General features: G+C 35.3%; 13 protein-coding genes. 7 read left to right on the top strand and 6 right to left on the bottom strand.

All coding sequences use genetic code 11. The features are described 5' to 3' along the window. The first annotated feature begins 17 nt into the window (after positions 1–17). From BFU36_RS03980 to BFU36_RS03960, 5 genes are read left to right on the top strand one after another with little or no spacing between them, the layout of a single operon-like run. Complete coding sequence (locus tag BFU36_RS03980; protein ID WP_069282377.1) at positions 18–896, top strand: beta-ribofuranosylaminobenzene 5'-phosphate synthase family protein; 879 nt, start codon at positions 18–20, stop codon at positions 894–896. Further along, entirely contained in the window at positions 896–1,921 is a 1,026-nt protein-coding gene (locus tag BFU36_RS03975) for an RsmB/NOP family class I SAM-dependent RNA methyltransferase (protein ID WP_069282376.1), read from the top strand. Before BFU36_RS03980 ends, BFU36_RS03975 begins: the two co-directional genes overlap by 1 nt. 13 nt (positions 1,922–1,934) lie before the next feature. Further along, on the top strand, positions 1,935–2,444 hold the full coding sequence (locus BFU36_RS03970) for a DapH/DapD/GlmU-related protein (RefSeq protein ID WP_069282375.1): 510 nt from the start codon (positions 1,935–1,937) through the stop codon (positions 2,442–2,444). Next, the gene (locus BFU36_RS03965; RefSeq protein ID WP_069282374.1) at positions 2,441–3,409 is read left to right on the top strand and encodes a radical SAM protein; all 969 of its coding nucleotides are present in this window, start codon (positions 2,441–2,443) and stop codon (positions 3,407–3,409) included. Before BFU36_RS03970 ends, BFU36_RS03965 begins: the two co-directional genes overlap by 4 nt. 34 nt (positions 3,410–3,443) lie before the next feature. Then, entirely contained in the window at positions 3,444–4,373 is a 930-nt protein-coding gene (locus tag BFU36_RS03960) for an ornithine cyclodeaminase family protein (RefSeq protein WP_069282373.1), read from the top strand. Here the strand turns inward: BFU36_RS03960 and BFU36_RS03955 are convergent. Further along, positions 4,357–4,875 (bottom strand): cob(I)yrinic acid a,c-diamide adenosyltransferase, encoded by a 519-nt coding sequence (locus BFU36_RS03955; RefSeq protein WP_069282372.1) that lies wholly within the window; start codon positions 4,873–4,875, stop codon positions 4,357–4,359. The genes BFU36_RS03960 and BFU36_RS03955 overlap by 17 nt on opposite strands. 331 nt (positions 4,876–5,206) lie before the next feature. Here BFU36_RS03955 and xerA point away from each other — a divergent pair, with 331 nt between their 5' ends. Together xerA and BFU36_RS03945 are read left to right on the top strand one after the other, a co-directional pair. Then, positions 5,207–6,070, top strand: a complete 864-nt coding sequence (xerA, locus tag BFU36_RS03950; RefSeq protein ID WP_069282371.1) for a site-specific tyrosine recombinase/integron integrase — start codon at positions 5,207–5,209, stop codon at positions 6,068–6,070. 239 nt (positions 6,071–6,309) lie between these two features. Then, positions 6,310–7,779 carry a hypothetical protein gene (locus tag BFU36_RS03945; RefSeq protein WP_156770056.1) on the top strand — a complete coding sequence of 490 codons (1,470 nt, stop codon included), beginning with the start codon at positions 6,310–6,312 and terminating at the stop codon, positions 7,777–7,779. A 42-nt stretch (positions 7,780–7,821) separates the two neighbouring features. Here BFU36_RS03945 and BFU36_RS03940 read toward each other — a convergent pair whose 3' ends face one another. From BFU36_RS03940 to BFU36_RS03920, 5 genes are all read right to left on the bottom strand, one after another. Beyond that, positions 7,822–8,895: a sugar phosphate nucleotidyltransferase gene (locus BFU36_RS03940; protein ID WP_069284577.1), complete on the bottom strand. Its 1,074-nt coding sequence runs from the start codon at positions 8,893–8,895 to the stop codon at positions 7,822–7,824. Positions 8,896–8,897: 2 nt separating this feature from the next. After that, the gene (gene glmS / locus BFU36_RS03935) at positions 8,898–10,670 is read right to left on the bottom strand and encodes a glutamine--fructose-6-phosphate transaminase (isomerizing) (protein WP_069282369.1); all 1,773 of its coding nucleotides are present in this window, start codon (positions 10,668–10,670) and stop codon (positions 8,898–8,900) included. Between the two features lie 126 nt (positions 10,671–10,796). Further along, positions 10,797–11,744: a mevalonate kinase gene (gene mvk, locus BFU36_RS03930; RefSeq protein ID WP_409349235.1), complete on the bottom strand. Its 948-nt coding sequence runs from the start codon at positions 11,742–11,744 to the stop codon at positions 10,797–10,799. Beyond that, complete coding sequence (locus BFU36_RS03925; RefSeq protein WP_069282367.1) at positions 11,731–12,900, bottom strand: threonyl-tRNA synthetase editing domain-containing protein; 1,170 nt, start codon at positions 12,898–12,900, stop codon at positions 11,731–11,733. Before BFU36_RS03925 ends, mvk begins: the two co-directional genes overlap by 14 nt. Before the next feature lie 68 nt (positions 12,901–12,968). Then, positions 12,969–14,240 carry an MBL fold metallo-hydrolase gene (locus BFU36_RS03920; protein WP_069282366.1) on the bottom strand — a complete coding sequence of 424 codons (1,272 nt, stop codon included), beginning with the start codon at positions 14,238–14,240 and terminating at the stop codon, positions 12,969–12,971. Between the last annotated feature and the right edge of the window lie 13 nt (positions 14,241–14,253).

Raw genomic sequence — 14,253 nt, 5'->3', positions numbered from 1 at the left:
TAAACTTATTAATTCATGTGATAAAACTCTTAGGACTCTCAAGAATACATATTACGTTGGTAGATCTAGAGGGAAAATATGGCAGGTTAGATGGAGGAGTAGGTGTAGCGTTGAAGTATCCTAGAATAGTAATTAGGACCGGTGATTGTTTTATTCCTAGTATTTCTCTTCCCTTCAAGGTACCTAAAATCTGTATAGACGAGGATTACGAAGAGCACGTTGGGTTAGGGCATACTACACAATATTTACTTTCCATAGCGAAAATATCTGCAGAATACAATTTTATGAAAATAAAATCATATGAATTAGCTAAATTAGTTAAGAGAGGCGGGACCTCTGGTGTAGGTGTTTACGCCTTTGAGTATGGAGGCTTCGTCGTTGATGGTGGGCATTCTCTTAAGGTTAAGAAGGAAGTTTTGCCCTCTGACTTCTCTTCATCACCACCACCCCCTCTAATAGCCAGATACAACTTTCCGTGGAATGTATATGTGAATATTCCTTCTAGAGGTAAGAAAATATTCGGTGTTCAAGAATTGCAAGCCTTTAAAAATGCCAAACTAGAAGGAATTGATACCTTAGCTAGGGTGATACTAATGGAGTTAATCCCCTCAGTAATAGAAAAAGATCTTGAAGGAGCTTTAGATGCGATATCGTTAATCCAAAACCTAGGTTTTAAGAAAATAGAGGTTTCGATGCAATCAGACGAGGTAAAGGATCTCATGGCTAAAATGAATAAAATAGGATTTCCTGCAGGTCTTTCATCATTTGGTCCTGCAATCTACACTTTTATTAACTCTAAAAGGGAAGGAGAAGAGTTAATTTCAAGATTTGGAGGATTTGTAACAGAGCCAAATAATGAGGGTGCTAAGGTATTCTGGAGTATGACGAATTCGTGATGGAAGATTTAGAAGAGGTTTATGGCGAGTACGTCAGAGATTTCCTAGAGTCTATAAAGAAGCCTAATCCAAGGTTATACTTAAGAGTTAATTCACTAAAAACCAGTGTAGAAGCCATACTAAACGAGTATAGTGAATTTAAGAGAGACGAAGACTTTGAAGAGGCAATTTACGCTGAAGTGAAGGGTCCTAGTAAAGTTAATATATATGATAATAAGGTAATAGTGGACAAGAAGACTGCAGAAAGCGTGATTCTGGGAGCTAATGTTTACAGACCTGGTGTGAAGAAAGTTGAAATAGTAAACCCGAAAAAAGAGGTTACCGTATTTAGTGATAATGGAATTCCGATAGCTGAAGGAATTTATAATGGATTACGTAATAATCTAGTAGTTAAAGTTACCAACTCTGTCTACTCAGCCCCAAAGATATCTGAGCTGGACATAATAAAGGAAGGGATAGCTTATTCACAAGGTAAGGCGTCAATGTATGTTGCTCACTTACTTGATCCTCAGCCTAACGAAATTATAATTGATATGACCGCCTATCCTGGTGGTAAACTAACTCATATCTATCAACTTCAGCCTAAGGCTAGGGTAATAGGATTTGATCACACTGAAAAGAAGGTAATTAGGTTAAGAGAGTTGATTAGTAAAATGAACATGAAAATAGAAGTTTATAAAGCAGACTCAAGATACCTTTATGAAGACTTTAACATTAAAGATGTTGATAAAGTGATCATTGATCCCCCATGTTCAGCATTAGGTGTAAGACCTAAGATATATGATAAAAAATCTAAAGAAGACATCTTGAACTTTCATAATTATCAAAAGCAATTCATTAATTCTGCTTACAAAATTTTAAGGAAAGGTGGAGTTTTAATATACTCTACTTGCACGGTAACTAGTTGGGAGAACGAGAAAGTAGTAGAAGATCCTAGATTTTCAGTCGAATATGAGATTAGATTTCACCCTAATATTCATCAAATGACTGGATTTTTTATAGCTAAACTAATAAAGAAAGATTGAAAGTTTTTTATATATGCCTATTGAAGAATACCTCGGAAAAAAGCCTAAGGTTTCGGAAAAAGCATACGTCCATCCCACTGCTTATGTTATAGGGGATGTTGAAATTGAAGAATTAACTAGTATATGGCATTATGTTGTAATAAGGGGAGATAATGACTCTATAAAGATTGGTAAGGAATCTAACGTACAAGAAAATACTACTATACATACAGACTACGGTTTTCCAGTTATTATTGGAGATAAAGTTACTATAGGACATAATGCAGTAATTCATGGGGCTAAAATATCATCTCATGTTATAGTGGGAATGGGAGCTATATTACTTAATGGTGCACAAATCGGAGAATACTCAATTATTGGAGCAGGGGCTGTTGTAACACAAGGTACTATAATTCCCCCATATAGTGTAGCTGTTGGAGTTCCAGCTAAGGTAGTTAAAAAGTTAAAAGAAGATGAGATTAAAGTAATTGATGAGAATGCTGAAGAATATTTAAAGCATACTAGGAGGTTCTTAAAATTATGAATAGGGATATAAAGGCTATAAAATGGTTCATTTCAACACAAATACTTAAAGACCCATTTAAGCCAGCGTACGCTACTTTTAAGGTTACATCTAGATGCAACTTAAGATGTACCTTTTGCTCTCCCTCATATTATTCAGGAGAGCTAGGAGAAGGTAGTAAGGAAAGGATTAAGAGGATAATAGACAACTTAAAGGACTCATCGATTGTGGTTTTATCATTTGAAGGCGGAGAACCTACATTAAGACCAGATATACTAGAGTTACTCAGTTACGCCCATGACGGTTCATTTTATGTAATGCTAACTACTAATGGATATAGGCTAAAAGATGAGAATTTCTTAGTTAAACTAGCTGATAACATAGATTTCTTACATTACTCAATAGATGAGTATCATTGGAATGTAAAGGAATTAGATAACCTTTGCAGGTTCAGAAAATACGGTCTGAAGGTAAATGTTCAAACAGTAGTAACAAGATATAATTTAAATAAATTAGAAGAAAAAGTAAAGAAAGTTAAGGAATGTGGATATAAGATACTAGCAATGCCAGCTGTTGATTATCCTAGCTCCAAAGTCAAGTTAGCACCAGATCCTTACGAGTTTTATAAAGTTTTATCTGAATTAAAGAGAAAATATGGTGCCACATTAAATAATTCATGGGGTTTCATTAATGCTATAATTGGCAAAGTTCCTAATAGGCTGGTTAGTTATGCGATTACTGTATATCCTAATGGGGACCTTCCTTACCCAGATGACATAAATGGTGAAATCGTAGGTAACTTGGCTGAGGAAAAACTTGAGAGTATTCTTGAGTCAGGTAAAGTGAAAGAGCTTCAAGCTAAAATGTTAGAGAATCAAGCTAAGTTTGAATACCTTCATTTACAAACTGCTTCATTCAATAGTGTTAAAGATTTAGCATCTTATGTTAGTGAAATGCTCAGATGGAGATTTTTTGGAAAAGCTTAACTTATTAACGGTTTTATTTAATGTTTAATCAATAATGATAATCCTATCATCTAAAGATTTAAATGAAATCCTTAAAGCTGAAATAGCTGTAAATGCGGTAAAAGAAGCCTTTAAACTCTATTCAGAAGGGAAAGTTACTCAACCTCAAAGGGTAGTCTTAACAATAAAAGATAACTGGTGGGGGATAATGCCCTCATCTACTGAGAAATCCTTTGTAACTAAGATAGTAAATGTTATAGAGAAAAACAAGAGTTTAGGATTACCAACAGTCCAAGGAATAGTTATATTAATGTCTCCAGACACTGGAGAAACTCTAGCTATAATGGATGGAAATACGTTAACCGCGATACGTACTGCTTCAGCAAGTATTTTATCAACTGAGATCTCATTAAAATCTAAAGATATAGGTATTTTAGGCATTATAGGAGCTGGAACTGAAGCATACTATCACGCCATGCTTTCCTTATCATATCTTAAGGTGCAGAAATTGCTTGTTACTTCTCGGAAGTCGCATATAGAGTTCTCTAAAAAGATAGGTGCAGAACCAGTTGATCTAGAGACTCTTCTCAGAAAGTCTGACGTCATATTCTCCACGACGTCTTCCCAAACACCAGTAGTGCTAGGAAGATACTTAAAAAACGTTTTCCACGTATCAAGTATAGGGGCTCATACTCCGAATTCTAGGGAAATTGATGATGATACGATAATTAAGGCTAAAAGTTACATTGTAGATTCACTAGAAGCTGTATCCAAGGAAACTGGTGATTACATAATCCCTAAACAGAGCGGATTACTTAATGGTAAGCTTGTTACTGAAATAGGGGAGGTTATAAGTAAGGGAATTAGTATAGAACTTCCTTCAATCTTTAAAACCGTAGGAATTTCAGCTGAAGATAACTTGACTGCATATGTAGCTTACCAAGAAGCTGTAAGGAGAGGCATAGGGGTCAAGGTTTCCATATAGTATTAGGGTTATTGGTCTTTTGATTTACCCATAAAGCAATTACGAACAATAAGGATGATAGTCTGTTCAGGTATCTAACGTGTACTTCTTTAGCCTTTCCAGATTTCATGATCTTTACTACACTTCTCTCACTTCTCCTACAAATAGCTCTTGATAACTGTAAGAATGAGGAGGCTAAATGCCCACCTGGTAAAACAAAATTCTTTAAGGGAGGGATCACAGAGGAGAATTCGTTTATTTTGTTTTCTAGCCATAATATTTCATTTTCGTTAAAATTTAGATCAAATCCAGCTATTTCAGAAGCTATTGAAAAAAGGTCTGACTGTACTTTCTTTATGATCTCTCCCAATTCTGGATATAATGATGAAACGACTCCTAATGCGGAGTTTAATTCATCTATATCTCCTAAAGCATTAACTATATCCTCATCTTTCCAAACTTCTCCTGCTGAAGGAATCTTTGTTTTTCCTTTATCTCCCGTTCCGGTATACCAAATGGTCATATGGAAAAATTGGCAATAGAATATAAAAATTTTAAATTTTTTATTTAGATATTCGTTTTATTATATTTTGATAAACAAATTAATTCTCACACCTCAAATAGTGAAAAATAGGGAAATAAGTTGCTAATCTCGACTTTCTCCCCTTAGAGGTCTCCCCTCATCGATTCGTGATTACATCTCTTATGTGTCGAGAGGCTCAGAGAACCCCTCCATCTACAAACAGAATTGGATTTAAAAACTTTATCATCTCCGCCTAAAGGGCGAGGCTTTCCTCACTTTGTAATATCGAGTATAGCATTTTATATTTCTCTATACTTGATATATATTTAACGTGAAGTTGGATTTAGGATCTCCTCCGGAGGATGGAGATCCATATGAAGCTTTTGTCAACGCTTTGATGGTAGCTGGAGCAGGGGATGGTACAATAAAGCTTTACTCTACTGCCGTTAAAGACTTCCTTGATTTCGTAAAAAAAGATCCAAGGAAGGTAACAGTAGATGATGTCAACAAATGGATCGCAAATCTTCTAAATAGAGAAAGTAAGATAAAAGGTGATGACTTAGAGAGGAGAAGGGCAAAAAGCGTGACGGCTAGATACTATGTAATAGCTGTAAGAAAATTCCTTAAATGGCTTAACGTAAGTATCAAACCGCCTATACCTAAGGTTAAAAGAAAAGAGGTAAGAGCGCTAACTGAAGAAGAAATTACTAAATTATTAGAGGCATGTAAGAGGGCAAGAGATAAGTTACTCATAAGACTGCTTCTTGATACAGGATTACGTGCCAATGAATTACTTTCAATTAGAGTAGGAGATATAGACGTTAAGACTAATATGATTAGAGTTAGAAACACTAAGAACGGTGAGGAAAGAGTAGTTTTCTTCACTGAAGAAACTTCTAAATTACTAAAGAAGTATATAAAAGGTAAGAAATCAGAGGATAAACTATTCGATTTAACTTACGATGCAGTCTATCGTAAATTGAAGAGACTAGGGAAAAAAATTGGAATTGACTTAAGACCTCATATTCTAAGGCATACCTTTGCCACACTTTCCTTAAAAAGGGGTATGAATGTTCTTACATTACAGAAAATATTAGGTCATAAAGATATAAAAACTACTCAAATATACACTCATCTACTGTTAGAGGATCTAAGAAATGAATATCTTAAAGTGATGAGCAAAGGCAGAGAGTAGAATTACAATTTATATAAACAAATTTATCTATTACTTGGAAAACTTCATTAAAAGTAGATTTTTACGTTAAGCGATGAGCCATATAATTTATAAGCTATACTATTATTTCATTAGGAGATTTAATAGAAATTTGTTTGGTAATCTTCTATCAAACAGAATGTAAACTATAGAATATAGTTAAAATGGACGTAATACCACTAAGCAAAGAATTTATTTGTGATAAGAGTTTGCATAAAGTGATGGAAGTAAGACTAAGAGAATTAATTATCTTTAGTTTAATATCTGTAATTATTATAATATCTGCAATCTCGATACCAATAGTGTTTTCGCAAGATCAGAGTGCTAGCAATATATTTTTGGCACCATCTGGTTACCTTCCAATATCGATACCTACAACTGGATCTTCAGCATCATTTACGTTCTACGTTATAAATGATAATCCAACCTCAGAAACAGTAACCATATATCTCAACGGTAATCAGCAGGGTACGTTAAGCCTCGGACCATATTCATACAAGTCTGAAACGCTCTCATTACCAGTTGGGAAGAACGTAATATACGTTAGTGGTCAATCGTTAATCGTCAATGTCATAAAAGTATCAAGTTTGGTGAATGGTGAGGTTCTTCTAAATAATTCGGTAGGTCAACTATTAATTAAAGGTGAACAAGGAGCAAGTTATACCGTAAATCTTACTATGGCTAAGATAATAAATTGGAATGCGAGTAAAGAAGCTCTCACAGATTCACCAGTTTTCTCTACAAATATGTACTATGTCTACAGTTTTCCCATTAACTTACAAGCACCTTTTTCTAACTCATCGTTTGTCCTAATTAAGGTACCACCATACATACCTCAAGGTTTGTATTACTTCTTTAGTTATATAGAGTTTTACAATATATCTAATTACAATCAAGTATTAGGTTATTTACCATTCTTTATCTTCGTAAATATAAGTTATGGACTTAACGGAACTATAGTGACTAGTAATACTTACACATCCAACGGGATTACAGTATCATTTACCACATTCAATAATTATACCTACATTTTGTCTAAGTATCCATTTAGTAAGGAAGATAAAGTAATCGTGGAAGTTATACCTCAATCTTCGTCATTATCTAAGTTTATCACTAAGTTAATGAATTATTCTGTTAGTATACCATTACCAGGCGGTACAAGTGGATCTGCACAGTATTATGGAAGTAATAATGCTGAATTTGCTTATACAAACTCATCTATTGAATTAAAGATTCCAGAACAATACACTGGTTCAAGTTTTCAGCTTAATATAACTTATGTTACTCCTACAGGGACAATAAGTACTGGAATAATCCCGCAGATAACAACGACCTCAACTTCAACTACTTCTACTACTACCACATCAACTACCTCTACCACAACTTCAACAACCACAACATCAACCACTTCCACTTCTACAACTTCTTCTACTTCTTCAACTACCTCTACTTCTACAACTTCTATCACAACTTCTACAACTTCTTCTACTTCTTCAACTACAACCTCTACTTCTACAACTTCTTCTATAACTACTACCACACCAACGACTTCAACAACCTCAGCAACTATAACGACCTCATCTACTACTTCGACAACAACAGCTCACATATCTACTCCATTACTAATTGGGATAGTCATAGTCATAATAGTCATAGTCATAATAGCAGTAGTATTGCTAAGAAGAAGGTAATAGATGGATAAATAAGTGATTTTATTTTTTAAGAAAAATATCTCATATTTTGGCTCCGATTTCTAATACACTTCCATGTTTTACTAATGCTTCTGGAGATATCAGAGCACCTAACTTATTGTATCTAGGTCTTTTTAAGGAGGTTGAAGGATAACTGGATGTTATGACAGAAGCCCCTAGTCTAGCTCTTTTTCCAACTATAGAATAAGTGAGATAAGATTTTGAACCAACTTCAGCGAGGGGTTCTACTAAAGAATGTGCTATTTCAGAATAGGCCCCTATTTTAGCTCCTTCTTCAATTGCAGAATAATCACGAACCAAGGAATAAGAGCCTACATATGCTCCCTTACCTATATATGCTGGACCTTTAACTATTGCATAATCCTCTATTGTAGCGTCATCTTCTACTATAACTCCTTTTCCTATTATTGCAGTTTTAGATATTTCAGCCTTATCCGATACTATCGTACTTCTATTCTTTAACAAGATCTCTAAAGCGTAAAGAATATCCTCCGGATAGCCAATATCAACCCAGTCCTCTGACCATATAAAATAACCTAATTCTCCATTTGTTGATAGAGTATCAATGTAATCTAATAGTGATGTAAATTCGCCTCTAGGCAGAATATAACTTCCAGCTAAGGCTAAAGTAGAGTTTTCTCTAACCACTCTTAACTTTTCACCTATCTTTATCAATCCATAAGTCTGCATTCCTTCGCTAACCGGAACAATTGAGATAACTGCTTTTTTTCCGCTCATTACGTAAGTGTCCATAAGACTCTTATAAAATGGCTTAGGAGCTATTATATCGCCGAAAGACAAAATGAAAGTATCATCTTCAATTTTTTCCATACCATCAAGTATCGCTCCATCGATACCAGCCCTCTTCTGTGTAATAGTTTCAAAACCTATATCCAATTTCTCGATCTCACTTTCTATCTGGTTTCCCCTATCATTAACTACAATAACAAACTCCTTAACGCCTATACTTTTTAATCCCTCAATTACATAACTTATAACAGATTTCCCAACTATTGTAATAGACTCTTTCTGGTATTTTTGAGTATAAGGCAATAAACCTTCTCCTTTTCCCGCTGCTAAAACTATTGCCTTCATATTCACTCAACCGTAACAGTCTTGGCTAGATTTCTAGGCTTATCTGGATTATAACCTCTTCTCACAGAGGCATAGTACGCTATCATTTGTATAATTGGAGAGATAGCTATTCCAGCTAATCTCTCATCGGCATTAATTAAAATCTCTTGCTCGGAAAATTGTAAACTTTTGTTCACGCTGATGGCGTACGTAACTGCAGATCTGGCTTTCATCTCTTGAAAGTTCTTCTCCAACTCCTCAGTCAATTCCCCATTGTTAATGAAGAGTATAGGAAAGCCTTTTTCAACTAAGGCTATTGGTCCATGTTTACTTTCCCCAGCAGGATATGCCTCAGCGTGTATGTAAGCTATTTCCTTAATTTTTAAAGCTCCCTCCATAGCTAATGGTAAATCAAGACCTCTGCCTAGATAATAAATGTTAGACTTATTAGCTAATTCCTCACCAATTTTCTTTGCTAAACCTTCTGTTTGAGTTATCACATTTCTTATTAGTTCATGAGCGTTGAATAGATAATCTACACTTTCTCCCTTAATCGTAGAGTACAAGAAGAGAAGTGATGCCAATTCTGAAGTAAAAGTTTTAGTTGCTGCTACGCCAATCTCTGGACCAGCCCTCATGTAAAGCTTATAATCACTTTCTCTAGATATTGCACTATCCATAACATTAGTTAATGATACTATTTTAGCACCCTCTTCCCTAAATTTCTTTATACCCATTTTCACATCTAGTGTTTCACCACTTTGACTTATTGCTAATACAACGTCACCCTTTCTAGCTTTATAAACATAGTACTCAGAAGCTATTATTGGAATCACAGTAAATCCTTCTCTTGCCAATTTCAATGAAAAATATAATCCAGCGTGATAGCTCGTGCCAGCTGCTATGACGAAAAGTCTATTCGAGTCCTTAATTTCATCAGCTACTTCCTTAACTACTTCCATATCATTTAAAAAGCCTGATACAGTGTCTTTTACGGCAGTAGGTTCTTCATGAATTTCCTTAATCATGAAGTGCGGATATCCTTCTTTTGAAGCTGAAGAAGCGTCCCACTCAATGTTTCTAATTCTTGATAAGACGTTAACCGGATTCCCTTTATTATCTTCAATATATATACTATTAGGTGTAATATATCCTAATTCACCATCTTCTATAATTATTACCTTTTTAGTATAAGGCAGAAATGATGGAATATCGCTCGCAATGAAATTCTTGTTATCACCTATCCCAATTATCAAAGGATTATCCTTTCTAGCGAAAAAAATCCTCTTTTCTCCTCTTATTATCGCTAAAATAGCATAACTTCCTTGAATAGTCTTTATTGCGCTCTTAAATGCTTGATACGAGTCCATTCCTCTCTTCATGTATTCTTCAATTAGATGTGGTATTACCTCAGTATCAGTATCACTCTTGAACACATGTCCTAAAGAGATTAATTCATCCTTTAACTCTTTAAAGTTCCTAATCGTACCATTATGGACTACAGCTATCTCGTTCTTGCAATCTGAATGAGGGTGAGCATTATAGTCTGTTGGCGGTCCATGAGTTGCCCACCTAGTGTGGCCTAAAAAAGCGTAACCTCTCATCTCAGAAATTCTCTTTTTCTTAACCACCTCATCTACAGTTCCCTTAGCCTTTCTTATCTCTATACTAGTAGAGAGCGAAGCAACACCAACACTATCATAACCCCTATACTCAAGTCTACTAAGGCAAGATATCACAATATCCGCCATCTGATCACTTTCCTCATTAGATACTATCCCTATTATTCCACACACATTTTATGATTAAAGTAGAAGAAGTAAATTAGATTTTTCCCAAACAAATAAGACCCATCAGCTATTAGAGTAACTTCGAATATAGGGAGGAAAAAGTTGAAAATAAAGATTCAAAGAGAAAATAGTCTAATTGATTACTGTAATCGTTACTCCTCTATTCACTGGGGAAGTGTTGATAATTTTTGCATTATAACTCTTTAGCAAGACCTCAGCTTCATTAGACTTTATACAGATTATACTCCCCCCAGCACCTCCTCCGCTAACCTTACATCCCTTTATACCTAACTGTCTAGCCCTAGAGACTATTTCATCTACTTCTGGAGAAGTAATTCCTAAAGAGAATAACAATCCATGATTTACATACATTAATAGACCTAATTCGTCTTCATTGCCTCCCTCCATAATTAACAGCTTAGCCCTATCTACTAGTTCGCCTATGGCACTAATTATTGAATCAAATAATTGTCTATCATATTCTCTAATCCTTCTGACTCTCCACAATACGTCAGCAGTAGTCATACTTCTCCTAATATATCCAGCTGTAATGCTAACATTTCCTCTTATTATCTCATATCCATTGCTCCCCTCAGGGAAATAAATCAGCCCTCCATAAGTTTCAGTATAAGTATCCATCCTACTTGCAATACCTTGAACTCTTAGCTCTATTTCATGAGAAATATGTGCTATTTCGTCTTTACTCAAGTCTATATTTAGGAACTTAGAGTACGCGGAAACAGTACCGACTATTACCCCAGCACTAGTTCCTAAACCCACTGATGGTTCTACTGTGGAATCTATCTCTATCCTAGCTGGTTTCTTCATCTCAAAATAATTTAAGACCTCGATCACATACCTTAACACTTTCTTAGCTTCATCGCTCTCCACTTTCATTTCATTTAAGTCGACCTTAACTCCCCTCACGTGCAAAGACGGTGAGACTAAGACGAACTTGTCATTATCGCTAACCCTTACAGTCAAGCTCTCAGAGATAGTCATAGCTATTGCTGGTTTATTATATACTACAGCGTGTTCACCAAAAAGTGTCAGCTTTAGCGGAACTTTAGCCTCTACCACTACCAATAATTTTCCCCCTCTTTGAGTACAAGAGAGGAACGTTTTGCCTTTGCATAACTTCATCCTTTATTTCCCTAACTAACTCTTCTTCAGTCATGCTCCTTTGCTCATTCCTAACCCTAATCTTAACCGTGAGAGAATTAGTCTTTACTTCCCTCTCCCCTATGATCACTGTATAAGGTATCCACTCAGTACCAGCCCTTCTAATCTTATTACCCAAACCATCTTCTAGGTCATCTACGTCAACTCTTACCCCCTTAGCTGATAATCTTTCAGCCAAATTTGTTGCGTAGTTCAAGAAATCCTTCTTAACCGGCAATATCCTCACATGTATTGGACTTAACCAATCTGGTAATGTGGGGGGTTGGGTTTTATTAACGCTATCTAGAATTATGTAGTATATAAGCCTATTTACGTCGATATAAGTCCTATTGTTATCAATCCACCATATTCTTATGGAATTTTTACTATCCTTGAATTCCTTCGGAAGATCTAATTCTTTAACACCACCATAAATCACCAATAAACGCGGATTCTCATTTATGCAAGGTAAGACTCTTCCTCCCTCAACATATTTATATATTACGCTCATAACTCCTTCTTCTACGTCTTCTTCATTTTCCACCTCATAAATCGGTTTAAACGTATTTCTAAGATAACCGATCATAGCCCTTTTCATGAAAGTAGCCTCTGCCGAATTGGGAAATCCGAATTTTTCACAATACTTTAATTCCTCACTCTTTTCCACTTCCTCTACCTTTCTTATCCTTCTTGATAATTCACTCAATGGATGACCATAACAGCTTATTGAAAAAGCCTTATACCATCCAAAAGGTGCTCTGAAGGTCTTAACGTTTAAAGAAGACTCTAGTTCCTCTAGAATTTTTATAGCAACTTTAGGTTCAGCTAAGTTTGAAGATAAGTGCGCGTAAGGGTAAATTACTACGGACTCAGCTTTAACTTTCTCTAGAACGTCTAAAATATTTTTCACGGCTAATTTCACAATTTCAGAATCATCTCCTTTTTCCACAGTAGTGAAACAAACTAACGTATTTTCAACTTTCAAAGATGATATTTTTGGTTCCTCAGCACTTTCTATAGCTCTTTCCTTTACATTAAACTCGAAGTTAGACGCATGGATAAATAGTATGATCATATCATCTTAATTACGAAGCTACAAACTTAAATACATCCATTAAGACAGATAATTAACGAGTAATAACGTTAAAACAACTTAATTTCTTGTCCATTTTCAGGAATAATAACTTCAACTCCGGTTTTCTCTTTTATTAAGTCTGCTAAGTGTTGTTGATTATCATAAGAACCATGAACTAGTACAACCTTTTCTAAGTTGTTAGAAGCTTTAACGATTTCCAGCAATTGATCTTTGCCCGCATGACTTGAGAAATCAAATATTTCAAATCTAGCTTTAAGTAATGGAGAATATTCATCAAACTTACCAGTTTCTAGCAACTTCCTACCTGGTGTATTTATTGCTTGATAACTTACTAGGAAAATACCGTTTTTAGGATTTTCAGCTAATTTTTTAAAATAATATACTGCTGGACCGCCCTTTAACATGCCTGCACTAGCTACTATCACTCCACTTTCCTTCCACGCTCTATGCCTATCATCCCACCCTTTAACGTAATTAAATTTATCGTAAACCTTCTTTAACAGATCTGGTTTATTCAAGTACTCTCTAAAGCCTAGCATTAACTCAGTTATCTCCCTAGACATTCCATCATAATAGACTGGATATGGAAAATCCCTTTCAGCTAATACGCATAAAACTTCTTGACTTCTAGCCAAACTAAAAGCTGGAACTAGAACAGTACCTCCATTCTCAACTACTTCTAATACCTTCTCATAGAACTCGTCCTCTACGCTCTTCCTCGTAGGGTGATTGAACCTTCCATAAGTTGACTCAGTAATTAAGACATTAGCATCCCTTAATGCATTAAGGTCAGCTGGTCTCATCAGTTTAGTTTCCGTTAAGTTTATATCACCAGTAAAAGCAACATTTCCTTTCTCAGAAACTACTTTTACGATTGCAGATCCGGGTATATGCCCAGCATCAGATAAAATAACTTTTAATCCCTCCAACTCAAACTCTTCATTATACCCAACTGCCATGAAGTTGTCCATAGCTTTTCTAACCTCAACCCACTCAAATGGAACTTTAGGTCCCGATAATTTTAGAAAGTCCTTTAACATGATTTCTGTTATAACTCTGGTTATAACAGTACCATATATCTTAGTGTTTAGAGAGCCTAATTGATATATTGGAAGAGCACCCACGTGATCTAAGTGAGCGTGAGAGACAATGAAACCTTTTACCTTACTAGGAGTCTCTTGTAAAGGAAAATTTGGATTATCCTTTTCATCAAAGTTAACACCATAATCCATTACTACACTGTAGTCACTATTACTTACTTCAATCGCCGATCTTCCTACTTCTCTTCCTCCACCTAATATTTTCAGAAAGTAATCCATTTATGAAAATTGT

Source organism: Sulfolobus sp. A20, from assembly GCF_001719125.1.
Classification (GTDB): Archaea; Thermoproteota; Thermoprotei_A; order Sulfolobales; family Sulfolobaceae; genus Saccharolobus.
The sequence above is the reverse complement of the archived record's forward strand: the minus strand, read 5'-3'. Positions and strand labels throughout refer to the sequence as shown.